Annotated in this window: 25 protein-coding genes; 13 read left to right on the forward strand and 12 right to left on the reverse strand. The window is 70.3% G+C overall.

The genetic code is table 11. From position 1 onward, the window contains the following. The first annotated feature begins 50 nt into the window (after nucleotides 1–50). The 3 genes from AC067Z_RS07380 (at nucleotide 51) to AC067Z_RS07390 (ending at nucleotide 1,438) form a co-directional block, all read left to right on the forward strand. Nucleotides 51–434 carry a helix-turn-helix domain-containing protein gene (locus AC067Z_RS07380; protein WP_478788499.1) on the forward strand — a complete coding sequence of 128 codons (384 nt, stop codon included), beginning with the start codon at nucleotides 51–53 and terminating at the stop codon, nucleotides 432–434. A 145-nt stretch (nucleotides 435–579) separates the two neighbouring features. Further along, the gene (locus AC067Z_RS07385; RefSeq protein ID WP_478788500.1) at nucleotides 580–1,050 is read left to right on the forward strand and encodes a Dps family protein; all 471 of its coding nucleotides are present in this window, start codon (nucleotides 580–582) and stop codon (nucleotides 1,048–1,050) included. Between the two features lie 145 nt (nucleotides 1,051–1,195). After that, nucleotides 1,196–1,438 (forward strand): hypothetical protein, encoded by a 243-nt coding sequence (locus AC067Z_RS07390; protein ID WP_478788501.1) that lies wholly within the window; start codon nucleotides 1,196–1,198, stop codon nucleotides 1,436–1,438. Here the strand turns inward: AC067Z_RS07390 and AC067Z_RS07395 are convergent. The 3 genes from AC067Z_RS07395 to AC067Z_RS07405 form a co-directional block, all read right to left on the reverse strand. After that, a complete protein-coding gene (locus AC067Z_RS07395; RefSeq protein WP_478788502.1) occupies nucleotides 1,386–2,180 on the reverse strand; it encodes an SDR family NAD(P)-dependent oxidoreductase in 795 nt (264 codons plus the stop codon). The genes AC067Z_RS07390 and AC067Z_RS07395 overlap by 53 nt on opposite strands. A gap of 32 nt (nucleotides 2,181–2,212) precedes the next feature. After that, the gene (locus AC067Z_RS07400; protein ID WP_478788503.1) at nucleotides 2,213–3,013 is read right to left on the reverse strand and encodes an Fpg/Nei family DNA glycosylase; all 801 of its coding nucleotides are present in this window, start codon (nucleotides 3,011–3,013) and stop codon (nucleotides 2,213–2,215) included. A gap of 123 nt (nucleotides 3,014–3,136) precedes the next feature. Then, nucleotides 3,137–7,762, reverse strand: coding sequence for an ATP-dependent helicase (locus AC067Z_RS07405; protein WP_478788504.1), 4,626 nt, complete (start codon nucleotides 7,760–7,762; stop codon nucleotides 3,137–3,139). A gap of 90 nt (nucleotides 7,763–7,852) precedes the next feature. Here AC067Z_RS07405 and AC067Z_RS07410 point away from each other — a divergent pair, with 90 nt between their 5' ends. The 3 genes from AC067Z_RS07410 to AC067Z_RS07420 are packed head-to-tail and all read left to right on the forward strand — an operon-like array spanning nucleotide 7,853 to nucleotide 9,856. Continuing rightward, nucleotides 7,853–8,725, forward strand: coding sequence for an AraC family transcriptional regulator (locus AC067Z_RS07410; protein WP_478788505.1), 873 nt, complete (start codon nucleotides 7,853–7,855; stop codon nucleotides 8,723–8,725). Between the two features lie 10 nt (nucleotides 8,726–8,735). Beyond that, nucleotides 8,736–9,551: an AzlC family ABC transporter permease gene (locus AC067Z_RS07415; RefSeq protein WP_478788506.1), complete on the forward strand. Its 816-nt coding sequence runs from the start codon at nucleotides 8,736–8,738 to the stop codon at nucleotides 9,549–9,551. Continuing rightward, nucleotides 9,548–9,856: an AzlD domain-containing protein gene (locus tag AC067Z_RS07420; RefSeq protein WP_478788507.1), complete on the forward strand. Its 309-nt coding sequence runs from the start codon at nucleotides 9,548–9,550 to the stop codon at nucleotides 9,854–9,856. Before AC067Z_RS07415 ends, AC067Z_RS07420 begins: the two co-directional genes overlap by 4 nt. 25 nt (nucleotides 9,857–9,881) lie before the next feature. On the opposite strand, the gene AC067Z_RS07425 is transcribed toward AC067Z_RS07420, so the two are convergent. Continuing rightward, nucleotides 9,882–10,817, reverse strand: a complete 936-nt coding sequence (locus tag AC067Z_RS07425) for a hypothetical protein (protein ID WP_478788508.1) — start codon at nucleotides 10,815–10,817, stop codon at nucleotides 9,882–9,884. Nucleotides 10,818–10,896: 79 nt separating this feature from the next. Between AC067Z_RS07425 and AC067Z_RS07430 the strand changes: the two genes are divergently transcribed. From AC067Z_RS07430 to recX, 5 genes are all read left to right on the forward strand, one after another. Next, complete coding sequence (locus AC067Z_RS07430) at nucleotides 10,897–11,091, forward strand: DUF3046 domain-containing protein (RefSeq protein ID WP_478788509.1); 195 nt, start codon at nucleotides 10,897–10,899, stop codon at nucleotides 11,089–11,091. A gap of 181 nt (nucleotides 11,092–11,272) precedes the next feature. Further along, complete coding sequence (locus AC067Z_RS07435; protein ID WP_478788815.1) at nucleotides 11,273–12,433, forward strand: AI-2E family transporter; 1,161 nt, start codon at nucleotides 11,273–11,275, stop codon at nucleotides 12,431–12,433. Nucleotides 12,434–12,579: 146 nt separating this feature from the next. Then, nucleotides 12,580–12,879, forward strand: a complete 300-nt coding sequence (locus AC067Z_RS07440) for a hypothetical protein (RefSeq protein ID WP_478788510.1) — start codon at nucleotides 12,580–12,582, stop codon at nucleotides 12,877–12,879. A 210-nt stretch (nucleotides 12,880–13,089) separates the two neighbouring features. After that, nucleotides 13,090–14,214, forward strand: a complete 1,125-nt coding sequence (gene recA / locus AC067Z_RS07445; protein WP_478788511.1) for a recombinase RecA — start codon at nucleotides 13,090–13,092, stop codon at nucleotides 14,212–14,214. A gap of 3 nt (nucleotides 14,215–14,217) precedes the next feature. Next, a complete protein-coding gene (gene recX, locus AC067Z_RS07450; protein ID WP_478788512.1) occupies nucleotides 14,218–14,784 on the forward strand; it encodes a recombination regulator RecX in 567 nt (188 codons plus the stop codon). Nucleotides 14,785–15,079: 295 nt separating this feature from the next. On the opposite strand, the gene AC067Z_RS07455 is transcribed toward recX, so the two are convergent. The 8 genes from AC067Z_RS07455 to AC067Z_RS07490 all read right to left on the reverse strand — a co-directional run bounded on the left by AC067Z_RS07455 (nucleotide 15,080) and on the right by AC067Z_RS07490 (nucleotide 21,368). After that, complete coding sequence (locus tag AC067Z_RS07455) at nucleotides 15,080–15,466, reverse strand: rhodanese-like domain-containing protein (protein WP_478788513.1); 387 nt, start codon at nucleotides 15,464–15,466, stop codon at nucleotides 15,080–15,082. Next, entirely contained in the window at nucleotides 15,463–16,023 is a 561-nt protein-coding gene (locus tag AC067Z_RS07460; protein WP_478788514.1) for a cupin domain-containing protein, read from the reverse strand. The genes AC067Z_RS07455 and AC067Z_RS07460 overlap by 4 nt, the downstream gene beginning before the upstream one ends. Nucleotides 16,024–16,089: 66 nt before the next feature. Further along, entirely contained in the window at nucleotides 16,090–16,176 is an 87-nt protein-coding gene (locus AC067Z_RS07465) for a putative leader peptide (RefSeq protein WP_311605579.1), read from the reverse strand. Between the two features lie 32 nt (nucleotides 16,177–16,208). Beyond that, nucleotides 16,209–17,822 carry an FAD-dependent monooxygenase gene (locus tag AC067Z_RS07470; protein ID WP_478788515.1) on the reverse strand — a complete coding sequence of 538 codons (1,614 nt, stop codon included), beginning with the start codon at nucleotides 17,820–17,822 and terminating at the stop codon, nucleotides 16,209–16,211. A 220-nt stretch (nucleotides 17,823–18,042) separates the two neighbouring features. Further along, nucleotides 18,043–18,948 carry an amino acid ABC transporter permease gene (locus tag AC067Z_RS07475; RefSeq protein WP_478788516.1) on the reverse strand — a complete coding sequence of 302 codons (906 nt, stop codon included), beginning with the start codon at nucleotides 18,946–18,948 and terminating at the stop codon, nucleotides 18,043–18,045. Continuing rightward, on the reverse strand, nucleotides 18,945–19,613 hold the full coding sequence (locus tag AC067Z_RS07480; RefSeq protein ID WP_478788517.1) for an amino acid ABC transporter permease: 669 nt from the start codon (nucleotides 19,611–19,613) through the stop codon (nucleotides 18,945–18,947). The genes AC067Z_RS07475 and AC067Z_RS07480 overlap by 4 nt, the downstream gene beginning before the upstream one ends. A gap of 75 nt (nucleotides 19,614–19,688) precedes the next feature. Then, complete coding sequence (locus tag AC067Z_RS07485) at nucleotides 19,689–20,528, reverse strand: glutamate ABC transporter substrate-binding protein (protein ID WP_478788518.1); 840 nt, start codon at nucleotides 20,526–20,528, stop codon at nucleotides 19,689–19,691. Nucleotides 20,529–20,582: 54 nt separating this feature from the next. Continuing rightward, nucleotides 20,583–21,368 carry an amino acid ABC transporter ATP-binding protein gene (locus AC067Z_RS07490; protein WP_478788519.1) on the reverse strand — a complete coding sequence of 262 codons (786 nt, stop codon included), beginning with the start codon at nucleotides 21,366–21,368 and terminating at the stop codon, nucleotides 20,583–20,585. A gap of 333 nt (nucleotides 21,369–21,701) precedes the next feature. Here AC067Z_RS07490 and AC067Z_RS07495 point away from each other — a divergent pair, with 333 nt between their 5' ends. Next, a complete protein-coding gene (locus AC067Z_RS07495) occupies nucleotides 21,702–22,409 on the forward strand; it encodes a response regulator transcription factor (RefSeq protein ID WP_478788520.1) in 708 nt (235 codons plus the stop codon). A gap of 15 nt (nucleotides 22,410–22,424) precedes the next feature. Continuing rightward, entirely contained in the window at nucleotides 22,425–23,819 is a 1,395-nt protein-coding gene (locus tag AC067Z_RS07500) for a sensor histidine kinase (protein WP_478788521.1), read from the forward strand. Nucleotides 23,820–23,889 lie beyond the last annotated feature (70 nt).

Genomic DNA, 23,889 nt, shown 5'->3' on the forward strand with positions numbered 1-23,889 from the left:
ACGGTGGGGCGTGAAGGATGCGGCTACGCGGTCCGAGGAGGGAGCCACCGATGATTCTGCTCCGTCGCCTGCTGGGTGACGTGCTGCGTCGGCAGCGCCAGCGCCAGGGCCGTACTCTGCGCGAAGTCTCCTCGTCCGCCCGAGTATCGCTCGGCTATCTCTCCGAGGTGGAGCGGGGGCAGAAGGAGGCTTCCTCCGAGCTGCTCTCCGCGATCTGCGACGCGCTTGACGTACGGATGTCCGAGCTCATGCGTGAGGTGAGCGACGAGCTGTCCCTGGCCGAACTGGCCGAGTCGGCACGCGCCACCGAACCGGTGCCTGCGCCGGTACGCCCGATGCTCAATTCCGTCTCCGTGACGTCGGTGGCAGGTGTGCCGACGGAGCGTGTGACGATCAAGGCACCCACGGAAGCGGTCGACGTCGTCGCCGCCTGATCCGTAAGGCGCTGCAGGCCTGGTTTGGTCAAGGCCCCGAGTGGTACGCGAGTACCGGTCGGGGCTTTTTCCTTGCCGCCGAATGGCCCTTTTGTGTAGTTATGCGATTGTGGAGCGTAGTCGCGAACCCCAGTGGAGGACACGCATGTCTGTCGTGAAGAGCCCTCTGTCCGAAGCGGACCTCAAGACGGTCGGTGACGCGCTGCGAGGCGCACTGGTGGACCTGGTGGATCTGGCTCTGGTGGCCAAGCAGGTGCACTGGAACGTGGTCGGGCCGCGGTTCAGGTCGGTCCACCTCCAGTTGGACGACGTGGTCGACACCGCGCGTCAGCACTCCGACACGGTGGCCGAGCGGGCGTCGGCGATCGGTGTGACGCCGGACGGGCGGGCCGCGACCGTGGCCGCGCAGAGCGCGATCGGGACGGTGCCGGACGGCTGGATCAAGGACGTGGATGCGGTGCAGACGCTGGTGGACGCGCTCGGCGCCGTCGTCGGGCGGATGCGGGAGCGCATCGAGGCCACGGCCGATCCGGACCCCGTGAGCCAGGACATCCTGATCGGGCTGACCGCGGACCTCGAGAAGCACGCGTGGATGTTCCAGGCGGAGTCCGCGTAGCCGGCCGGCGCTCAACGGGAGATGCCGGGGTGGCCGCGCCAGGGCACCGGCGGACACCGCCGCCTGTGCGCCGGGTCCGTCAACCGTGCGCCCTCCCGGCCGTCGGGCACGTCGCACTAGCGTGAACGCAGCGGAGGAGGCGGCCATGGCGATACGCGGGGCGGTCCTCGTGCCTGTTGTCGCGGTGCTCGGGCTCGTGGTGGGCGGGCTGTGGTGGTGGGCCGTACTGCGGTTGGTGCTGGTGCCCGAGCACACGGGCGTCGTCGAAGGCGCGGTGGCCGCAGGGGGTTGGGGGTTGAGTCTGCTGCCGGTGCACGTGGCCGCCTCACGCGGCGTCACCAGGGCATCACGACGCCGCCGTTCGGACGGAATATCTGACCCGTCGTGAACGACGAGGCGTCGCACGCCAGATGAAGCACCGTCTGGGCGATGTCCTCCGCTTCGCCGACCCTGCGCAGCGGGGACATCCGGATCAGCGCGGCCTCGGCCTGGTGCTGGAGCGTTGCGTCGTGCCGGTCGGTCATCGGCGTGCGGACCCAGCCCGGGGCGACGGCGTTGACGCGGATGCCGTGCGGGCCGAGTTCGGTCGCCAGGGTCCTGGTGAGCTGGACGACCGCCGCCTTGGACGCGCTGTAGCAGAGCAGTCCGGCGTTCGCCGCATCGACGGCTCCGGATGCCATGGTGATGATCGAGCCGCGGCCTGCGGTCTGCCTGTCCTCACCCGCGTCCCCGTCCGAGGCGAGCATCGCGCGGGCCGCTTCCTGGCAGGCGTACAGCACGCCCTTGAAGTTGACGTCGAATACGCGGTCGAGGTCCTCGTCCCGGGTGTCGAGGACGGCGCTGGTGTGCATGACCCCGGCGATCGCCGCCATGATGTCGAGCCGCCCCGTGCGCGCCACCGCGGCCTCGAGCTGAGCCCGCTCGGTGACATCGAGGGCGTGACCGACAGCGGTGCCGCCATCGGCGCGGATGAGGGAGCAGGTCTCGTCGAGGCCCTTTTCGTCGAGGTCGGCACAGTGGACGTCGGCGCCTGCTGCGGCGAGCAGGACGGCCGTGGCGCGGCCGATGCCGCCGGCGGCGCCGGTGACGAAGGCTGTGCGGCCGCTGAGGTCGTATGCCGGGAGTCCCATGTCCGGACGGTACGGCCGAATCTGACGGATCGTCAATTACTGGGACCGGATTGGCAGCGCGGGCACCAGTACGTGGGGCGCTCGCGGCTGCCGTCACCCTGGTCGGCCTTGCGCACCGGGGTTCCGCAGCGCGGGCACGGGCGGCCCTCGCGGCCGTAGACGTACAGCTTCTGTCCCGGGTTGCGGCCACCGGTCGTGACGCGGTCGGGGCGGTCCTTGTTGAGGTCGAGGAGCCGGTGGGCCGTGGCCACGAGGCGGGCGGGGATGCCGGCGGGCAGCTCGCCGACCGGCAGCCACGGTGTCACCCGGGCCAGGAAGGCCAGTTCGGACTTGTAGACATTGCCGATGCCCGCGAGGTTCCGCTGGTCGAGCAGCGCCTCGCCGAGAGGGCGGGAGGGATCGGCGAGCAGATTGGCCACTGCCCGGTCCGGATCCCAGTCGGGGCCGAGCAGATCGGGACCGAGGTGACCGACGGTCCGGTCTTCGTCGGCGGTGCGGATCAGCTCCAGGACGGGGAGGCGGTAGCCGACGGCGGTGTGCGACTCGTTGCCGAGGATGGCGCGGATCTGGTGCGCCGGGCCGCCGCGCCAGAGCCGGCCGGGCCCGTACACCTGCCAGGAGCCGTCCATCCGCAGGTGCGAGTGCAGGGTGAGACCGCCCTCGATGCGGGTGAGGAGGTGCTTGCCGCGCGGGGTCACGTCCACGACGGTCCGGCCGGTGAGATCCGCGGTCGCGAATCGGGGCACACGCAGATCGGACCGCGTCAGCACGCGGCCGGCCAGTGCGTCGTGCAGCCGGCGGGCGGTCAGCCAGACGGTGTCTCCTTCGGGCATGTCATCCATGATGCGCGACGCATGTTGTGTGGGGCCCGCCGCGCGGGCGGGGCAGGGCGGCAGCGGTCTCGCCCGCCTGCGCGGCCGGGGGCAGGACCTGCGTGCCCACGCGGAACGGGCGGGTCAGGGTCGCAGGCGCAGTCCTCTCGGTGTGGCGTGGAACCCGGCAGTCTCCAGGGCGCGGCCCAGGGGCGAGGTCAGGGCAGGAGAGCCGTTCGCACGCTCCACTGTCACCGTGCCGAGCGCGCCGTCCCGGGCCGCCGTGGCCAGCGCGTCGGCCGCTGCAGCCAGCGCGGGGGAGTCCGGGTCCGTCGCCCATGCGAGCAGGGTCTTGCCGCCGCGCTCCATGTAGAGCGTCAGCTCGCCGTCGACCAGCACGACGAGTGAGCCCGCCTTGCGGCCCGGCTTGTGCCCGGCGCCTTCCGGTGGCTCGGGCCAGGGCAGTGCCGCCCCGTATGCGTTCGCCGGATCGGCGGCGGCGAGGACGACGGCACGGGGCGCAGTCTGACCGTCCGCACGGTCACGGGCGGTGGCCGCCGCACGCAGCCGGTCGACCGCGCCGTCCATCGCGAACTGCGCGGCGCCCAGCCCCTCGACGACATAGCCGCGGCGGGCCTGCCCGCTGTCCTCGAAGGCCGACAGAATGCGGTAGGTGGCGGAGAAGCCGCCCTCCACGCCCTCGGCGGACACCGCGCCACGTGTCACGACCCCGTGCCGGTCCAGCAAGGTGCGGGCGAGAGCGTGTGCCCGGTGCGTCGGCTCGGGCTCTGCCGGCGGCAGCAGGGACCAGCGGCCGCTCACGGTCGGCGGACCGGAGCGCGACGCGGGGCGTGCCGCGGCGGTCAGAGTGCCGTAGCGGCCGCGGGGGACCGTGCGCTTGGCGCGGTGCGCCGTCGACCCCGCCGTGCGGCCGGAGCCGAGCAGCGCGCGCAGGGGCGCGAGGGTGTCGTTGGTGAGGCGCCCGGACCAGGCCAGGTCCCATACGGCGTCGGCCAGTTGTGGATCGGAGGCGTCCGGGTGGGTGGTGGCCCGAACCTGGTCGGCGATCTGGCGGAAGAAGAGGCCGTAGCCGCCGGAGAGCGTGGTGAGCACCGATTCGTGCAGCGCTGTCAGCTCCAGGGGATGCGGCGGCGGGAGTAGCAGCGGGGCGGCGTCGGCCAGATAGAGGGAGACCCAGCCGTCCTTGCCCGGCAGCGCGCCGGCTCCCGCCCACAACACCTCGCCCGTCGTGGTCAGTTCGTCGAGCAGCGTGGCGCTGTAGTGCGAGACGCGGGAGGGGAGCACGAGCTTTTCGAGGGCGGATGCGGGGACTGCCGCACCTTGGAGCTGCTCGACGGCGCGGGCAAGCCCGTCGATGCCGCGCAGGCGATTGCTCCCCATGTGCTGCCACTGGGGGAGGAAGGTGGCGAGCGCGGCGGGCGGCACCGGCTCCAGCTCGTGACGCAGCGCGGCCAGCGAACGGCGACGCAGGCGGCGCAGCACGGTCGCGTCGCACCACTCCTGACCGATGCCGGACGGATGGAACTCCCCCTGGACGACGCGGCCCGACGCGGCGAGCCGCTGCATGCCGCCCTCCGTGACCGCCGCACCCAGCCCGAAGCGGGCCGCCGCCTGCGCTGTCGTGAACGGGCCATGGGTGCGGGCGAAACGGGCCAGGAGGTCACCGAGCGGATCCTTGACGGGCTCCGTGAACGCCTCGGGGACACCCACCGGCAGCGCCGTGCCCAGGGCGTCGCGCAGCCGGCCGGCGTCCTCGACCGCCGCCCAGTGGTCGGCCCCCGCGATCCGCACCCGGATGGCGCGACGCGCGCCCGCCAGCTCCCCGGGCCATGCCGGGTCGCCGCCCCGTTCGGTCAGCTCCGCGTCGGTGAGCGGACCCAGCACGCGCAGCAGGTCCGCCACGCCTTCGACATCCTTGATCCGCCGGTCGTCCGTGAGCCACTGCAGCTCCTGCTCCAGCTCGCTCAGGACGTCCGCGTCGAGCAGTTCGCGCAGTTCCGCCTGGCCCAGCAGCTCGGCGAGCAGCCGGGAGTCCAGGGACAGGGCGGCGGCGCGCCGCTCGGCGAGCGGCGAGTCCCCCTCGTAGAGGAACTGGGCCACGTAGCCGAAGAGCAGCGAGCGGGCGAACGGGGAGGGCTCGGGGGTGGTGACCTCGACCAGCCGGATCCGGCGCGACTCGATGTCGCCCATCAACTCGGAGAGCCCGGGGACGTCGAAAACGTCCTGGAGACATTCGCGGACCGCTTCCAGCACGATCGGGAACGAGCCGAACTCGCTTGCCACCTGCAGCAGTTGCGCCGCGCGCTGCCGCTGCTGCCACAGGGGTGTGCGCTTTCCGGGATTGCGCCGGGGCAGCAGCAGGGCGCGTGCGGCGCACTCGCGAAACCGCGAAGCGAAGAGCGCGGACCCACCGACCTGGTCCGTCACGAGCTGACCGATCTCGCTCTTGTCGAAGATCGTGTCCGCCGCCCCGACCGGGGCCTGCTCGCTGTCGTAGGAGCTGTCCAGGTGCGCCGGGTCCTGGTCGAGGAGGTCCAGGCCCATCAGATCCGCGTCGGGCAGGCGCAGCACGATGCCGTCGTCCGCGTGCATGGCCTGCGCGTCCATGCCGTAGCGCTCGGAGAGCCGCGCTCCCAGTGCCAGGGCCCAGGGCGCGTGCACCTGCGCCCCGAACGGTGAGTGGATCACCACGCGCCAGTCGCCCAACTCGTCCCGGAACCGCTCGACCAGGATCGTGCGGTCGTCGGGCACATGGCCGCACGACCGGCGCTGCTCGTCGAGATACGAGAGCACATTGTCGGCCGCCCAGGCGTCCAGTCCGGCGGCCAGCAGGCGCAGCCGGGCGTCCTCGGGCGACAGACCACCGACCTCGCGCAGGAACGCGCCCATCGCACGGCCCAGTTCCAGCGGGCGGCCCAGCTGGTCGCCCTTCCAGAACGGCAGTCGGCCGGGAACGCCGGGTGCCGGTGAGACCAGCACCCGGTCCCGGGTGATGTCCTCGATCCGCCAGGACGTCGTGCCCAGCGTGAAGACATCGCCGACCCGGGATTCGTAGACCATCTCCTCGTCGAGCTCCCCCACCCGGCCGCCGCCCTTCTTCGGGTCGGCGCCGGCGAGGAAGACACCGAACAGCCCGCGGTCCGGGATCGTGCCGCCCGAGGTGACGGCGAGGCGCTGCGCACCGGGACGGCCGGTGACCGTGCCTGCGACCCGGTCCCACACCACCCGGGGGCGCAACTCCGCGAAGGCGTCCGACGGATACCGCCCGGCGAGCATGTCGAGGACCGCGGTGAACGCGGACTCGGGCAGTGAGGCGAACGGCGCGGCACGCCGGACCAGCGTCAGCAGATCGTCGTACTGCACCGTGTCCATGGAAACCATGGCGACCAGCTGCTGAGCCAGCACGTCCAGCGGATTGGAGGGAACGCGCAGCGATTCGATCGAGCCCGAGCGCATCCGCTCGGTGACCACCGCCGCCTGTACCAGGTCGCCGCGGTACTTGGGGAAGACGACGCCGGTGGAGACCGCACCCACCTGATGCCCGGCGCGGCCGACGCGCTGCAGACCCGAGGCGACCGACGGCGGCGACTCGACCTGGACGACCAGATCCACCGCGCCCATGTCGATGCCGAGCTCCAGGCTGGAGGTGGCGACGACGGCCGGAAGCCGGCCCGCCTTCAGATCCTCCTCCACCAAGGCGCGCTGCTCCTTGGACACCGAACCGTGGTGCGCGCGGGCGAGCAGCGGAGGAGCCCCCTGCGCGGCCCCGGACTGCGCCATGATCTCTGCCGGCGGACTCCCCTCCGGCAGTGGGGCGCCCGTGGCGCGCTCGTACGCGATCTCGTTGAGCCGGTTGCACAGTCTCTCCGCCAGCCGACGGGAGTTGGCGAAGACGATCGTCGACCGGTGTGCCTGGACGAGGTCGGCGATGCGCTCCTCCACATGCGGCCAGATCGACGGCTTCTCGGCAGGGCCTTCGGACACGTCGGACGCGGGGGAGCCGCCGAGCTCCCCCAGATCCTCCACCGGGACGACCACCGAGAGGTCGAACTCCTTGCCCGAGGGCGGCTGGACGATCTCCACCCGCCGCTGAGGGGAGAGATAGCGGGCCACCTCGTCCACCGGGCGCACCGTCGCCGACAAGCCGATCCTGCGTGCGGGACGCGGCAACAGGTCGTCCAGACGCTCCAGCGACAGCGCCAGATGCGCTCCGCGCTTCGTGCCCGCCACGGCGTGCACCTCGTCGAGGATGACCGTCTCGACGCCCGCCAGCGCGTCCCGCGCTGCCGAGGTGAGCATGAGGAACAGCGATTCCGGGGTGGTGATCAGAATGTCCGGCGGCCTGGTCACCAGCGCCCGGCGCTCGGCGGGCGGGGTGTCTCCCGAGCGGATGCCGACCCGCACCTCGGGCTCGGGCAGACCGACGCGCACCGACTCGTGCCGGATTCCCGTGAGCGGACTGCGCAGATTGCGCTCCACGTCGACCGCGAGCGCCTTGAGCGGTGACACGTACAGCACACGGCAGCGCTTCTTCGGCTCCGCGGGGGCAGGCGTGGACGTGAGGCGGTCCAGAGCCGCGAGGAACGCGGCCAGCGTCTTGCCGGAGCCCGTCGGCGCCACGACCAGCACGTCCGAGCCCTCGCCGATGGCACGCCAGGCACCCTCCTGCGCGGCGGTGGGCGCGCTGAACGCCCCCGTGAACCAGCTTCGGGTCGCGTGGGAGAACGAATCGAGCGCGCTGCCTGCCATGCACCCCATCGTGCACCCGGCCACTGACAGCGGGCGTCCAGGACGTGGACCAGCAGGTCGCGGCCGTGCGGGCGGGCGCAGAATGGCTGCATGGAGACGGATGGGGCACCGGCGAAGAAGGGCGAGTGGGCGCGGCACTGGCAGTACCCCGGCGTGCCCGGTCTCGACCTGCTGAAGGCCCGCTACGTGCGCCACTCCTTCACCCGCCACACCCATGAGGGCTTCGTCTTCGGGGCGGTCCGCCAGGGCATCGAGGACGTCGTGATGCCCGAGGGCACGATCAGCGCCAGGCCCGGTACGGTCGTCATGATCAATCCCGAGGTGCCGCACTCCGCGAAGGCCGGTGTGCCCGAGGGCTGGGTGTACTCGACGCTGTATCCCTCGTCCCGGCTGATCGCGGGAATTGCCGAGGACATGACCACGATGCGCGGGACTGCCGGATTCGCCGAGACGATCGTCGAGGACCCCGACACCGCACGTCTGATCCACGCCGTGCACCTGGCCGCCGAGGAGGGCAACGCCCTGGCGGCCGACAGCGTGCTGCGAGTCACCGTCGCCCGGCTGTTGCGCCGGCACGGCCGCTCGATGCCGGCGCGTGAGCCCCTGGCGTCCGGTGCACGCAGTGCAGCCCTCGCCAAACAGCTTCTGGAGGAGCGGATGGCCGAACCCCCGTCCCTCGAGGAACTGGCCCGTGAGCTGGGCACGAGTCCCTTCGCCCTGCTGCGTGCCTTCAAGGCCGCGTACGGCCTGCCGCCCCACACCTGGCTGACGGATGCCCGTGTGCGCCGTGCCCGCCGTCTCCTCGACGCCGGGACGGCCCCCGCCGAGGCTGCCGCCGCCGTGGGTTTCACCGACCAGCCGCACCTGAACCGCCACTTCACGCGGATCGTCGGCGTGCCCCCGGGGGCGTACCGCCGCGAGCGCGCAATAACGTACAAGACCGATGGCGAGAGCCCTGCGTAACGTCGTGGACGTGGCAGAACAGACAGCTCACCCAGAGGTACCCACTGCCGCGGCGCCGGGGGCCGGGCCGCAGGGAGTGACCAAACCGGATTCGGCCGTCGTCCGCGACGCACTCGGCGTCGGCATCGCCGTCGGACTGTCCGGGTTCGCCTTCGGCGTGACATCGGCGGGGTCCGGGCTCTCCCTCCTGCAGACGTGCGCGCTCAGCCTGCTGGTCTTCACCGGCGCCTCCCAGTTCGCGCTCGTGGGAGCCATCGCCGCCGGGGGCAACCCGCTCGCCGCGGCTGCGGGTGCGTTCTTCCTCGGCGTACGCAACGCCTTCTACGGACTGCGGCTGTCCCAGCTGCTCGCCCTGCCCCGCTTCCTGCGGCCGCTGGCGGCCCACTGGGTGATCGACGAGACAGCCGCTGTCGCCCTCGCACAGCCCACGCGCCGCAGCGTGCGAATCGGCTTCACCGTCACCGGGCTCACTCTCTATGTGCTGTGGAACCTGACCACGCTCCTCGGCGCGCTGGGCGCGGAGGCACTCGGCGACACCGACGCCTGGGGACTGGACGCGGCCGGGCCGGCGGTGTTCCTCGCCCTGCTGGCGCCCATGCTGCGGACCGCCACCGAACGGGCGGTCGCCGGTGTCGCCGTCGTGCTCGGGCTCGGTGTTCTGCCGGTCCTGCCGGCGGGCGTCCCCGTGCTGGTGGCGGCGCTGGCCGCGCCGATCGTGCTGTGGCTCAAGGGCCGTGCCATCGGCGGGCCGCCGGACACGGCGGACGGCGTGGACAAGGGGCGAACGTCCCCTACGACGGCTGCCGGGAAGGAAGAGGACCGTTGAGCATCTGGATCGCGATCGCGGCGACTGCTGTCGGCTGCTACCTCGTCAAGCTTGTCGGGCTGCTCGTGCCGGCCGATGCCCTGGAGCGGCCGCTCGTGCGGCAGTTGGCCGCCCTGCTGCCTGTCGCCCTGCTGGCCGCACTCACCGCCCAACAGACGTTCAGCGTCGACGATTCACTCGTCCTCGACGCGCGGGCGGCCGGGCTCGTGGCCGCGGCGGTGGCGCTCGTGCTGCGTGCTCCGTTCCTGGTCGTGGTCGGGGCGGCGGTGGCGGTGACGGCGGGCGTGCGGGCACTCGGGGGCTGACGGGCGGGGCGCCCCGCCGTGCGGCTCAGCCGATGGTGCGGCCGTACGCCTGCAGGGTCCGCAGCGCCTCGATCGTCACGATCGGGCGTGCCTCCAGGGCCGGCCCCGGCGCCCACCGGCGCCGGGTGGCCGGCCACCCGCCGTCCTCCTCCTGCAGGCTCACGAGATGGTCCAGCGACAGTGTCATCTCCTCTTCCGTGAACCAGCGGCGGGCGAGCGAGCCGGGAGTGGGGGCGTAGTGGTGCGCGAAGTGGTGATCGCCCGGCGCACAGCCCGGTGCGACCGCCTGGTCGTCGAGGCGGCGCGGGTCCAGTGCCACCAGCCGCTGTTCGCGCACCGTCCGGCCGAGCCGGTCCGCAGTGGCCTGCGCGCGTGAGCGGTCCGGGACGCTGTCGAGGAACGCGACCGCCGCCTCGATCTCGTACGGATGCGTTTTGTCGATCGCGTCCACGGCGGCCCAGCAGAAGTCGGTGGCCCGGAACAGCCAGGCGTGCCAGACCTGATTGCGGTGCAGCAGACCGACCACCGGGCCGGTCGCGAGCAGTTCGCTCGGCGGACTGTCGACGATCGGGATGAACGGCGCGGCCGGATACCCGCGTTGGGACGGATGGATGGCCGGCAGAGCACCTTCCGGTGTCGAGACATGTGTGAGGAAGCGGCACAACCGCTCCACGCGCAGACCGCCGCAGCGACCGATGGAGTCCAGCACCCGCAGGGCGTGCGCCGTGTGCAGGGGCTGGCTGACCGGGCCGCGCAGATCCGGTTCGAGGGCATGGCCGTAGCCGCCGTCCTCGTTGAGATACGCGGACAGGGCCGTGTCGACGGCGTCCGAGCCGCCGCCCAGGAAGTGATAGGCGAACCGCCGCTGCTCGAGGACGCGGGCGGTCAGCCAGATGAAGCGCTCGGCACGGGCGAGAGGTGACGCGTGAGGTGCCTCGGTGGTTGCTCCGGTTCCAGCCATGCTCCGACGGTAGGGCGGAAAAGGCTTTCGACAAGCCCGACGGACCAGGCTGCACCCTCAGGGGCGGGATACTCGTGTCATGCGGTTGACGATTTTCTGGGAGCGGATGGCCGACCACTTCGGTGCGGCATACGCCGAATCCTTCGCGCGCGATCACGTGATGGCCGAACTGGGCGGGCGTACGGTCCACGAAGCCCTTGCCGCGGGCTGGGAGGCGAAGGACGTGTGGCGCGGCGTCTGCGCCGCGATGGACATCCCTGCCGAGAAGCGATGAGTCGCGAGGGGGACCGCCTGCTGTCACCGGGGTACGCGACACTTGACCGGTGGCCCAGAACGACAGCACCGCTCAGGACGGGACAGCCGCGGACGTGACCGCGCAGGAACCCGTCGCACCGACCACCCCGCCCGGCACGCCCCCGCCCGGCATGGGTGAAGGGAGTCGTGGCACGGTCGGAATGCCGCGCTGGCTGCCGCGCGCCATGGTGCTCGCACTCGCGCTCTACGCGTGCTTCCAGCTCGGGAATTGGGCCTTCCACCAGCTCATCGGCCTGCTGATCAACATCCTGATCGCGTTCTTCCTGGCACTCGCCATGGAGCCTGCGGTGGGCCGCATGGCCGCGCGCGGGATGCGCAGGGGGCTCGCGACCTTCCTGGTGTTCCTCGCCGTTCTGGTGGTGGGCGTCGGCTTCGTCGTCCTGCTCGGCTCGATGCTCGCCGGCCAGATCATCGAGATGGTCGAGGACTTCCCCCAGTACCTCGACTCCGTCATCCGCTGGATCAACGCCACGTTCGACACCGAGCTGTCCCGGGTCGAGGTCCAGGACAGCCTGTTGCGCTCCGACTGGCTGCGCAGGTACGTCCAGAACAGCGCCAGCGGTGTGCTGGACATCTCGGCGACGGTTCTCGGCGGGTTGTTCAAACTGCTGACGATCTTCCTGTTCTCGTTCTACTTCGCGGCGGACGGGCCGAGGCTGCGCCGGGCCCTGTGCTCCGTACTGCCGCCCGCCAAGCAGACCGAGGTGCTTCGCGCCTGGGAGATCGCGGTCGACAAGACCGGCGGGTATCTGTACTCCCGCGGCCTGATGGCGCTGATCTCCGGCGTCGCGCACTACATCCTGTTCGAGATCCTCGGGGTGCCGTACGCCCCGGCGCTCGCGGTCTGGGTCGGAATCGTGTCGCAGTTCATCCCGACGATCGGCACCTATCTGGCGGGTGCGCTGCCGATGCTGATCGCGTTCACCGTGGACCCCTGGTACGCGCTGTGGGTGCTCGGCTTCGCCGTGGTCTACCAGCAGTTCGAGAACTATGTGCTGCAGCCCAAGCTGACCTCCAAGACCGTCGACATCCACCCGGCTGTCGCCTTCGGGTCGGTCGTCGCCGGTACGGCCCTGCTGGGCGCGGTCGGTGCGCTCATCGCCATTCCCGCGGTGGCGACGCTCCAGGCGTTCCTGGGGGCGTACGTGAAGCGGTACGACGTGACCGACGATCCGCGCGTGCACGGACACCACTGGTACGGCGACGGCAGGACGCTGGCCCGGCTGCGGGGACTGCTCCGTGGCGGCCGTCGCCGCGTGGACGAGGACGGTGCCGGTTCCGGCGGGACTCCCAAACCCTGACGGCGCCGTCCCGGCTCCGTCGCGGTGGCCGGCAGTGGTGCTGCCGCGTTGTCCCCGTGGTGGGCCGGGAGGACCCTGGAAACGTGGGCGACCGGGTGTCCTCGGTGCGCCAGAGGGAGCACCGCTCGGCCGCGAAGGAGTGCTCCATGCGCATGCTGCTGAAGGTAGAAATGGACACACAGGCGTCCAATCAGGCCATCAGGAACGGCACCTTGCAGAAAACGGTGGAGTCCGCCCTGGAGGCGCTGAGTCCCGAGGCCGCCTACTTCACCACCGAGAACGGCTGCCGCACGGCGTACATCTTCTTCGATCTGCAGGACTCCTCGCAGATGCCGAAGACCGGCGAGCCGTTCTTCCTGGAGCTCGGAGCCAAGGTCCACTACTCACCGGTGATGAACGCGGAGGATCTTCGCACCGGCCTGGGCGCTCTGGCGTCCGGAGGCTGACCGGCCCCGGCTCGCGGCCACTGCCGACGGTTCGCGTGGTGCGCTTGACACCAAAATCGAACATCCATTCTCATGGGGTTGCCGGCCCCGAAATCGCGCGGATTCCCGTGAGTTATCCACAGGCTGGAGGGACGTCGGGGCCCATTGTCAGTGGCAGGGGTTAGCGTCTTTGACGTGAAGCGATCGACTCAAGCAAATCGGGTGGAACCCATGGCAGGAACCGACCGCGAGAAGGCGCTCGACGCCGCGCTCGCACAGATTGAACGGCAGTTCGGCAAGGGCGCGGTGATGCGCCTCGGCGAGCGGCCGAACGAGCCCATCGAGGTCATCCCGACCGGGTCGACCGCGCTCGATGTCGCACTCGGCGTCGGCGGCATCCCTCGCGGCCGCGTGGTGGAGGTGTACGGCCCCGAGTCGTCCGGTAAGACGACCCTGACCCTGCACGCCGTGGCCAATGCGCAGAAGGCCGGCGGCCAGGTCGCCTTCGTGGACGCCGAGCACGCCCTCGACCCTGAGTACGCGAAGAAGCTCGGCGTCGACATCGACAACCTGATCCTGTCGCAGCCGGACAACGGCGAGCAGGCGCTCGAGATCGTCGACATGCTCGTGCGCTCCGGCGCGCTCGACCTGATCGTCATCGACTCCGTCGCCGCCCTGGTGCCGCGCGCCGAGATCGAGGGCGAGATGGGTGACTCGCACGTCGGCCTGCAGGCTCGCCTCATGAGCCAGGCGCTCCGGAAGATCACCAGCGCGCTGAATCAGTCCAAGACCACCGCGATCTTCATCAACCAGCTCCGCGAGAAGATCGGTGTGATGTTCGGCTCGCCGGAGACCACGACCGGTGGCCGGGCCCTGAAGTTCTACGCCTCCGTGCGGCTCGACATCCGCCGTATCGAGACCCTCAAGGACGGTACGGACGCGGTCGGCAACCGCACCCGCGTGAAGGTCGTCAAGAACAAGGTGGCGCCGCCCTTCAAGCAGGCCGAGTTCGACATCCTCTACGGCCAGGGCATCAGCCGTGAGGGCGGTCTGATCGACATGGGCGTGGAGCACGGCTTCGTCCGGAAGGCGGGCGCCTGGTACACCTACGAGGGCGACCAGCTCGGCCAGGGCAAGGAAAACGCGCGCAACTTCCTGAAGGACAATCCCGACCTTGCCAACGAGATCGAGAAGAAGATCAAGGAGAAGCTCGGCGTCGGTGTCCGGCCGGAGGCCCCGGCGGCAGAGCCCGGCGCGGACGCGGCAGGCACGGCTGCGGCCGAGGACGCGGCGAAGTCGGTGCCCGCGCCCGCCACCAAGGCGAAGGCGGCCAAGACGGCGGCGGCCAAGGGCTAGCCCATGGCCCGGCGCACTGAATGGCCGGGCGACAGCGCCGACTCGTCGAGGGCCGAGAAGGCGCTGCCGCCCCAGGATCCGGTCGAGCGGGCGCGGGCGATCTGCCTGCGCCTGCTCACCGGAACCCCCCGCACCCGCAAGCAGCTGGCCGACGCACTGCACAAGCGGGAGATCCCTGCGGAGATTGCCGAAGAGGTTCTCTCCCGCTTCGAGGACGTGGGGTTGATCAACGACGCCGCCTTCGCGGACGCCTGGGTCGAGTCACGGCATCACGGCCGCGGTCTCGCCCGGCGTGCACTGGCGCGTGAACTGCGGACCAAAGGCGTGGACTCCGCACTGATCGACGAGGCCGTGGGGCAGCTCGACTCGGACCAGGAGGAGGAGACCGCACGGGAGCTGGTCGCGCGCAAGCTGCGGTCCACCCGTGGTCTCGACCGAGACCGCCGTCTCCGGCGCCTGGCCGGCATGCTCGCCCGCAAGGGGTATCCGGAGGGCATGGCCCTTCGGGTGGTCAGGCGGGCACTGGAGGAGGAAGGCGAGGACACCGAGGGCTTGGACGAGGCCTTCTAGCTGGCTCCCCTCCGCAGGTGCACGGCGACAGCCCGCGCACGGCGATCACGCGGGTGCGGCACTGCGACACAGGGCGGGGGAGGTGCGCCGCCGGAACGTGCAGTGCACCTGCCACCGCGCCTGCCGGGGAGGGGTGCCGGAGAGAGGTCCTGGACGGGGCCGTTCACCTCGCGATGGCGCCTGCCCGTATGTCCCCCTCAACGGACGCCGGCCGTTGATCGGTTGGCTACCTCTGCCACAGGAACCAGGTGGTGGACGAGCAGGTGGTTGACGGCCGCCCCTGCGGCCCGTAGCCCTAGCGTGAGACCGGAAGTCCTGCCTCGCGCCAGGCCTGGAACCCACCGACCAGATCGGTCGCGCGGTGCAGACCGAGCTGGTGCAGCGACGCCGCGGCGAGGGAGGAGGCGTAGCCCTCGTTGCAGATCACCACGATGGGCACATCGTGCCCGGTCGCCTCCGGGACGCGGTGGCTTCCTCGGGGGTCGAGCCGCCACTCCAGCTCGTTGCGTTCGATGACGAGCGCGCCGGGGATCAGCCCGTCCCGGTCGCGCAGCGCCTGGTAGCGGATGTCCACGAGCAGCGCACCGTGCGCGGCGGCGTCGTGCGCCTCCTGCGGTCCGACGCGCTCAAGATCTTCCCGTACGCGTTCCAACAGCTCATCGATGCCCGGGTGTTCACTCACTGCCAGTCCTCCGGGCGCTCGACCTGCTCGAGACGGAGCACCGTACCCGAGCGGCTGAAGCGCCTCAGCAGGGGGAGCGGCGGGTAGTAGGCGTGGACCGAGACGGCGTGCTCGGCGGTCGACGCGTTGAGCACTTCGTGGACATGGTGCCTGCCGAAGGCGCGCGCCCGGCCGGCGGACACACGGCGCTCGCGGTCCACACCCTCGTTGAGTTCCAGGGTCTTCCAGCCGCCGGCTGGAAGTCGTACCGCCAGCGAGTGCTCCGTCAGCTCACCCTCGGCCGTGGCGAAGGCTCCCAGGGACTCGTCGTGGTCGTGCCAGCCGGTGCCGGTGCCTGGCGGCCAGCCGATCAGCCATGCCTCGCTGCCCCGAGGCCCTTCGAGCCGCAGCCAGGTGCGGCCGTCAGGGTCACGCGGGAGGGAAGCGATCAGTTCCTTGTCGGTGGCGGCGCGCTGCACGAAGGCGAGCAGCTCCGCCGCCGTGGGACCGCCCGGCCGGGAGTCGACGGAAGGGCGTGGGGCAGTGGTGACAGCGGATGTCGGAGCAGGCTGGGACACGGATTCCGTCCTGGGAGTCGCTGGAGAGCGCACGGGCACAACGGGCCACGGCGCGAGGGAGGCGAGTCAGCAGGAAGGTCGACACACGCAGCCCGCATAGCGGACGAGGTCCATATGGACCCTCCGCCACAGGCGCACATCGGTGTCGGTCACGCTCCGGAGTACACCATGCGGACCTCCAAGGGTCAATTGATGTCCGCAGTGCGGTCGCTGCGGTCGGTGCGGTCGGTGCGGTCCGCCGAGGGTGCGCCGCCACGAACGGTGTCCGCGGCGTCGTACAGCTCGGTGGGGTGTACACCTCCGAAGGATGCCGCCAGATGCCCGTCGGGCCGCACGAGCAGAACGGAGTGCGCCGATGCTCCCGGGTAGCTCTCCGTCACCAGCAGTTCCGCCGGCATCGGCAGACCGTTGACGGCCGAGGCCAGCCTGGGCATGACGCCGGCGCTCACCCAGTGACGCCGGTCCCACACACCGGTTCCCGGCGCGACGAGCACCACCAGCAGGCGTCCCCGTCCGAGCCGGTCGCGCAGCCGCCCCGTCGTGCCGTCCGGAGCCGTTACCCGTACATCGTCGACCGGAGCCCCTGCCTCCGTGCCGACCGGTGGCTGCGGCACCGCGGGCTCGGGAGTGAGCATGGAGTGCGCGTAGACGGGTGGCGCGCCCAACGCGCCCTGTCCCAGATGGCCGTCGCTGAGCATCGAGTCGTGCTCGCGTGTCGCCCCCGGAAGATAGGTCCTCAGCCCGCTGCCGCTGCGCAGTATCGGCAGCGACTGATCGGCCGCACGCAGCCGGGCGGCAACGGCACTCCGGCGCTCCTCCTGGTAGCTGTCGAGCAGCGCCGCGGATGCCCCGTGGTGCCACGCGTGGGCCAGCTTCCAGGCGAGATTGTCGATGTCGCGCAGCCCCTCGTCGATCCCCTGGGTGCCGAGCGCGCCCAGCAGATGCGCGGCATCACCGGCGAGGAAGGCCCGCTCCACCCGCCAGCGGCGCGCCAGCCGGTGGTGGAGCGTGTACACGCCGGTGTCGAGCAGTTCGTACGGCGGTGTCTCGCCGCACCAGCCCGCGAGCGTGTCCCGTACGCGGGCCACCAGCGATTCGGGGGTGACCAGATCGCCACGGGGCGGCAGCAGCCAGTCCAGCCGCCACACCCCGTCCGGCAGCGGGCGTGCGGTGATCTCGTCGGCGCCCGCCGGCCATGAGGGCCGACGGTGCAGCAACGCTTCACCGGGCCACGGCAGTTCGGCGCGCAGTGCGGCGACCGCGTGGCGTTCCACCGCCGTACGCCCGGGGAAGCGGATGCCGAGGAGCTTGCGGACAGTGGACCTCGCGCCGTCGCAGCCGACCAGATAACTGCCCCGCCACCAGGTGCCCGAAGGGCCACGGCTGTGGGCGGTGACGCCGGTGCTGTCCTGCTCCAGTGAGTCGAGGCGGCTGTCGGTGACGAGTCGTACGAGCCGCTCTTCGGTCACCGCGTCCCGCAGGCCGCGGGTGAGCGCATGCTGGGGGATGTGCAGCGGAGCGGCGGTGACGCCGTCGCCGAGGGGAAGCCGCCGAACTTCCTGCCGGCGTCTCAGGGACCGCCATCCGGTCCAGCGGGTGCCTTCGTCCCGGAGGGTGCCGCAGCCCAGGCGCTCGACCAACGCGGCAGCGTCGGCGCGCAGTACAACCGTACGGGCCGGACGTGGCTCGTCCTTGCCGATTGTCTCGTCGAGTACGACGGACGGGACGCCCTGAGCGGCGAGGGCGAGCGAGAGGGCAAGGCCCACCGGGCCCGCGCCGACGATGATCACCGGGTCCACGACGTGGCTCCTCGGGCGCGACGGGGCGTGAGGGGCGTTCGGGTTGTGAGGGTCGTGCGGGTAGTGAGGGTGGTGCGGAGACGTGCGAGGGGAGCCCGGGGCGCGATCACAGAACGTATGCAACTCACTGCTGGTGCCTGCGTCAAGCGACACAGGGACGCGGCGAGGGGCGGTGGCCTCATGGCCACCGCCCCTCACTGGTCGAACATCGGATGAACCGTCAGACGCCGCGTCCGTCATCGGTCTTGCCGACTCCGGGCTCGGCGACGGGCTCCTCCGCGCCGCCCGGCCCCGTCAGCACCGTCCCCGTGCTCTTCTTCGCTCGCCGCAGCCTGCGCTCCAGCCACGAGGCGAAGCTGGTGAGCAGCATGTTGAGGACGATGAAGATAATGGCGACGACGATGAAGCTGGGGATGGTGTTCGCGTAGTTCGCGGCCAGAGTCCCCTGGGCGCTGAGCAGCTCGGTGAAGGACAGCATCGCGCCGCCGAGTGCGGTGTCCTTGACAATGACGACGAGCTGGCTGACCAGAGCCGGCAGCATCACTGTCACGGACTGCGGCAGCAGGATGCTGGTCATCGTCTGGCCCTTGCGCAGACCGATCGCCTTGGCAGCCTCCGACTGGCCCTTGGGCAGCGACAGGATGCCGGCCCGTACGACCTCGGCGAGGACCGAGGCGTTGTACAGCACCAGGCCGGTGACCACGGCGTACAGCGGGCGGACGTCGCTGCTGATGGCGTCGGTGTTCGCGTAGAGCTCGTTCGCGAACAGCATCAGGATCAGGACCGGGATGGCGCGGAAGAACTCCACGACGACTCCGGCCGGAACTCTGATCCAGCGGTGGTCCGAGAGTCGGGCGATGCCGAATACCGCGCCCAGCGGCAGGGCAATGACCATCGCGAGCGCCGCCGCCTTCAGCGTGTTGCCGAGTCCGGGCAGCAGATACGTCGTCCAGGCCTCGGCCTGGGTGAACGGCTTCCACAGGGACCATTCGAGCTGTCCCTTGTCGAGCATGACGCTCAGGGCCCACCAGATGGCCAGCGCGAGCAGTGCGAGGAATCCGACGGTGTAGACGATGTTGCGGCGCTTGGCGCGGGGCCCAGGAGCGTCGTAGAGGACGGACGTCATCGCTTCACCGCCACACGCTTGCCGACCCAGCCGAGGATGAGTCCGGTCGGAAGGGTCAGAACCACGAAGCCGAAGGCGAAGACGGCCGTGATGAGGACCAGTTGCGCCTCGTTCTCGATCATCTCCTTCATCAGGAGAGCCGCCTCGGCCACACCGATCGCCGCTGCGACGGTGGTGTTCTTGGTGAGGGCGATCAGCACATTGGTCAGTGGACCGATGACCGAGCGGAAGGCCTGCGGAAGCACGATGTGCCTCAGGACCTGGGTGAAGCTCAGCCCGATCGCGCGTGCCGCCTCCGCCTGGCCGACCGGCACCGTGTTGATGCCCGACCGCACGGCCTCGCAGACGAACGCCGCGGTGTACGCCGCGAGTCCGAGGATTGCCAGCCGGAACGCCAGTGTGTCGAAGTCGTCGGCAACGCCCAGGGTCATGCCGAAGACATCGGCGAGACCGAGCGAGGAGAAGACGATGATGACGGTCAGTGGAATGTTCCGGACCACATTCACGTAGGCCGTGCCGAACGCACGCATCAAGGGGACCGGGCTCACCCGCATCGCGGCGAGTATGGTGCCCAGAACCAGGGAGCCGATACCGGAGAAGACGGTGAGTTTCACCGTCATCCAGAACGCCCCGAGCAAGTCGTAACCTTCAAGAAAGTCGAACACGATCTCCCGCGCTTCCGCGTGATGGGAGGGCGAGGCGCGCCGCCGTCAGCGGCGGCGCGCCGTTTCAGCCCTGCTTCACTGGACGATGTTGCCGATCTTCGGGGCGGGCTCGTTCTTGTAGTTGGCCGGGCCGAAGTTGTCCGTCACGGCCTTGTCCCACGACTTGTCCTGGACCATCTTCTCGAGGGCGGCGTTGATCTTGTCGACCATCTCCTTGTCCCCCTTCTTCACGCCGACGCCGTAGTTCTCGTTGCTGAGCTTCAGGCCGGCGAGCTTGAACTTGTCCTTGTACTGCGGCTGTGAGGCGTAACCGGCGAGGATCGAGTCGTCCGTGGTCAGTGCGTCGACCTGGCCGCTCTGGAGGGCGCTGAGGCACTGGGAGTACGTGGGGTACTGCTTCAGCTGGGCCTTCGGCGCGAAGTCCTTCTTCACGTTCTGCGCGGACGTGGAGCCGGTGACCGAGCAGAGCTTCTTGCCGTTGAGGTCGTCGCCCTTGGCGATGTTGTCGTCGGCACGGATCAGCAGGTCCTGGTGCGCGAGCAGGTAGGGGCCGGCGAAGTCGACCTTCTGCTTGCGCTCGTCGGTGATCGAGTAGGTGGCGGCGATGAAGTCGACGTCACCGCGTGCGAGCGCGGTCTCGCGGTCGGCGCTCTTCGTCTCCTTGAACTCGATGTCGTCCTCGTTGTATCCGAGCTCCTTGGCGACGTACGTGGCCACGTCGACGTCGAAGCCGGTGAACTCGCCGTTCGGCGTCTTCAGGCCGAGGCCGGGCTGGTCGTACTTGATACCGACCGTGATCTTCTTGCCGCCGCCGTCACCCGAGCCGCTGTCACCGCTGTCGGAGCCGCAGGCGGTGGCGGTCAGGGCGAGTGCGAACACGGTGGCCGTAGCGGCAGTGACCTTGCGAAGCTTCATGATGATGACTTCCCTAGAGTTGACGCGAAGTGATGTAAATCAGGGATCCAGGACTCAGTGGTGAAGGATCTTCGACAGGAAGTCCTTGGCCCGGTCGCTGCGCGGGTTGCTGAAGAACTCCTCGGGGGAGGCTTCTTCGACGATCTTGCCGTCCGCCATGAACACGACCCGGTTCGCGGCGGAACGGGCGAAGCCCATCTCGTGGGTGACGACCACCATTGTCATCCCGTCACGCGCCAACTGCTGCATGACTTCGAGGACCTCGTTGATCATCTCGGGGTCGAGTGCCGACGTCGGCTCGTCGAAGAGCATGACCTTGGGGCCCATCGCCAGCGCGCGCGCGATCGCGACGCGCTGCTGCTGCCCGCCGGACAGCTGCGCCGGGTACTTGTCGGCCTGGGCACCGACGCCGACGCGGTCGAGCAGAGCCCGCGCCTGCTCTTCGGCAGCCTTCTTGTCGGTCTTGCGCACCTTGACCTGGCCCAGCGTCACGTTCTCCAGCACCGTCTTGTGCGCGAAGAGGTTGAACGACTGGAAGACCATGCCGACATCGGCGCGGAGCTTGGCGAGCTCCTTGCCCTCCTGGGGCAGCGGCTTGCCGTCGATCGCGATGTCGCCCGAGTCGATCGTCTCCAGACGGTTGATGGTGCGGCACAGCGTGGACTTTCCGGACCCGGACGGTCCGATCACCACCACGACCTCGCCGCGGGTGATCGTCAGGTCGATGTCCTGGAGTACATGCAACGCGCCGAAGTGCTTGTTCACGTTGCTCAGCACGACCAGGTCGCCCGCTGCGGGTACGGCGTCGTCGGCGCCCTTGGTCACTGACACTCCGCTCATCGGCTTCTTGCTCCGTCCTCCTCGGTTGCAGAGGACCCTAATCACGCAGTGCGACGGGAGTCATTACATCTGAGGGGAAATTGAGCATAACGATCCGGCCGCAATCGGACACTCTGCGTGAACAGGGCGGGGATCAGCGTACCGGGTGGGTAACGGATACCCCTGTGTAACAGGATGCCCCTTGACTCCGCGCAGGGGCATCGGCGTTCATGCCCTGTTGGGTGCCGCGACAATGCACGGATACGCACACGGCGACCACATGCTCGATGGCGGGGCCGTCCGCGGCTCCCGCAGGACCACGACCTGACCACGACGGACGAATGTAGGGGGGCCATGAGGCTGCTGCTCGTCGAGGACGACGACCACGTCGCCGCCGCCCTCTCGGCGGTGCTCGCAAGGCACGGATTCCAGGTTGTCCACGCCCGCAACGGCGAGGAGGCACTGCGAGCAGTGCTGCCCGACAGCCACCCTGACAAGCCGCCCTTCGGCTGCGTACTCCTCGACCTCGGCCTCCCGGACCAGGACGGGTACCAGGTCTGCGGCAAGCTCCGGAAGCTCACCTCCACACCCGTGATCATGGTCACAGCGCGCTCCGACGTCCGCTCCCGCATCCACGGCCTCAACCTCGGCGCCGACGACTATGTGGTCAAGCCGTACGACACCGGGGAGCTGCTCGCCCGGATACACGCAGTCAGCCGGCGCACCGGCGCTGCCGACGAGCCCGCGCACGGCGCTGCGGACGACGCCCTGCGGCTCGGCGCGGTCACGATCGAACTGCCGACCCGGAGGGTCAGCGTCGACGGCACCACCGTGCAGCTCACTCGCAAGGAGTTCGACCTGCTGGCCCTGCTCGCGCAGCGGCCCGGAGTCGTGTTCCGGCGCGAGCAGATCATCAGCGAGGTGTGGCGCACCAGCTGGGAAGGGACCGGGCGCACGCTGGAGGTGCACGTGGCGTCCCTGCGTTCCAAGCTGCGTATGCCCGCACTGATCGAGACCGTGCGGGGCGTCGGATACCGGCTCGTCGCGCCCGCCGGATCGTAAGGCCCGACGACCTTCGTGCGTACCCGACTGCTCCCTCTGCTCATCGTGCTCATGGCCGGTGTGCTGCTCGCGCTCGGCTTTCCCCTGGCCGTGAGCCTCGCCGCGGCGCAGCAGCAGCGGGTGGTGGTCGACCGGATCGACGACACCGTGCGGTTCGCCGCACTCGCACAGTTCGTCACGGAGGGGCCGGCGGCGAGGGACGAGCGCCGTTCCACCCTGCAGGAGCAGCTCGACCGCTACTACGACACGTACGGGATCCGAGGGGGCGTCTTCTACCGCGAGATGGGGTCCATGGCGAGTGCCCCGCACAGCTGGTCACTGCCCGTGGAGGGCGACGGGCGGAAGGCGTTCGACGAGGCACTCACCGGTCGGCGGAGCGAGGACCCTCCGCAGGTGTGGCCGTGGCAGCGCGCGGAGCGGTTGGTGGTTGCCTCCCCGGTCGTACGGGACGGGGACGTTGTCGCCGTGGTGTACACCGACTCGCCCACCGGCCAGTTGCGTTCGCGTGTCCTGCAGGGATGGCTGCTGATCGCGGCCGGTGAGAGCGCGGCGATGCTGCTCGCCGTCGGCGCCGCATTCCGGCTCACCGGCTGGGTGCTGAGGCCCGTGCGCGTCCTGGACGCGGCCACGCACGACATCGCGACGGGCCGCATGAACTCCCGGGTGGCGGCGGCCGGCGGCCCGCCGGAACTCAGGCGGCTGGCACGCTCGTTCAACGAGATGGCCGACAACGTCGAAGAAGTCCTGGAGCAGCAGCGGGCGTTCGTCGCCGACGCCTCGCACCAACTGCGCAATCCCCTGGCCGCGCTGCTGCTTCGCATCGAGCTCCTCGCGCTCGAGTTGCCCGAGGGCAATGAGGAGATCGCCTCGGTGCGTACCGAGGGCAAGCGCCTGGCCCAGGTGCTCGACGACCTCCTCGACCTGGCCCTCGCCGAGCACGCCCCTGCCGACCTGCAGCTGACCGACATCGGAGCGCTGGCGGGCGAGCGGGTCGCGGCCTGGCGTCCGCTGGCGGACGAAAAGGGGGTCGCACTCGGCGGGAACACCGGGGCAACCACCGCATGGGCCGATCCGGTCGCGCTCTCCAGCGCGCTCGACGCCGTGATCGACAACGCCCTGAAGTTCACCCCGGGTGGAGAGTCGGTCGATGTCTCGGTCGCGTCCAACGGCAATACGTCCACCATCGTGATCACCGATGCCGGACCGGGGCTCACCGACGACGAGCTGTCCCGCATCGGGGACCGCTTCTGGCGCAGCGGGCGCCATCAGAACGTCAAGGGGTCCGGCCTCGGCCTGTCCATCTCGCGTGCGCTGCTGATGGCGGGGGGCGCTTCGATCGCCTACGAACACCACGAGCCGCACGGTCTACGCGTGACGGTCACGCTGCCGCGTACGGCCCCGCACGCCTGAGAAGCGCCCGGCCGCGTGACGGCTGGCCCACCTCGTGCGGGCCGGTGCTCCGGACCGGACGAGGGGCGAC

The organism is Streptomyces sp. NPDC043812 (assembly GCF_056436245.1).

Excerpts from the sequence above, each read along its gene's own strand:
- AC067Z_RS07410 (WP_478788505.1), top strand. The coding sequence starts at position 7,853 with ATGGAGACGGATGGGGCACCGGCGAAGAAGGGCGAGTGGGCGCGGCAC.
- AC067Z_RS07430 (WP_478788509.1), top strand. The coding sequence starts at position 10,897 with ATGCGGTTGACGATTTTCTGGGAGCGGATGGCCGACCACTTCGGTGCG.
- AC067Z_RS07485 (WP_478788518.1), bottom strand. The coding sequence starts at position 20,528 with ATGAAGCTTCGCAAGGTCACTGCCGCTACGGCCACCGTGTTCGCACTC.
- AC067Z_RS07400 (WP_478788503.1), bottom strand. The coding sequence starts at position 3,013 with ATGCCCGAAGGAGACACCGTCTGGCTGACCGCCCGCCGGCTGCACGAC.
- recA (WP_478788511.1), top strand. The coding sequence starts at position 13,090 with ATGGCAGGAACCGACCGCGAGAAGGCGCTCGACGCCGCGCTCGCACAG.
- AC067Z_RS07440 (WP_478788510.1), top strand. The coding sequence starts at position 12,580 with ATGCGCATGCTGCTGAAGGTAGAAATGGACACACAGGCGTCCAATCAG.
- AC067Z_RS07435 (WP_478788815.1), top strand. The coding sequence starts at position 11,273 with ATGCCGCGCTGGCTGCCGCGCGCCATGGTGCTCGCACTCGCGCTCTAC.
- AC067Z_RS07425 (WP_478788508.1), bottom strand. The coding sequence starts at position 10,817 with ATGGCTGGAACCGGAGCAACCACCGAGGCACCTCACGCGTCACCTCTC.
- AC067Z_RS07495 (WP_478788520.1), top strand. The coding sequence starts at position 21,702 with ATGAGGCTGCTGCTCGTCGAGGACGACGACCACGTCGCCGCCGCCCTC.
- AC067Z_RS07405 (WP_478788504.1), bottom strand. The coding sequence starts at position 7,762 with ATGGCAGGCAGCGCGCTCGATTCGTTCTCCCACGCGACCCGAAGCTGG.
- recX (WP_478788512.1), top strand. The coding sequence starts at position 14,218 with ATGGCCCGGCGCACTGAATGGCCGGGCGACAGCGCCGACTCGTCGAGG.
- AC067Z_RS07390 (WP_478788501.1), top strand. The coding sequence starts at position 1,196 with ATGGCGATACGCGGGGCGGTCCTCGTGCCTGTTGTCGCGGTGCTCGGG.
- AC067Z_RS07490 (WP_478788519.1), bottom strand. The coding sequence starts at position 21,368 with ATGAGCGGAGTGTCAGTGACCAAGGGCGCCGACGACGCCGTACCCGCA.
- AC067Z_RS07380 (WP_478788499.1), top strand. The coding sequence starts at position 51 with ATGATTCTGCTCCGTCGCCTGCTGGGTGACGTGCTGCGTCGGCAGCGC.
- AC067Z_RS07385 (WP_478788500.1), top strand. The coding sequence starts at position 580 with ATGTCTGTCGTGAAGAGCCCTCTGTCCGAAGCGGACCTCAAGACGGTC.
- AC067Z_RS07475 (WP_478788516.1), bottom strand. The coding sequence starts at position 18,948 with ATGACGTCCGTCCTCTACGACGCTCCTGGGCCCCGCGCCAAGCGCCGC.
- AC067Z_RS07395 (WP_478788502.1), bottom strand. The coding sequence starts at position 2,180 with ATGGGACTCCCGGCATACGACCTCAGCGGCCGCACAGCCTTCGTCACC.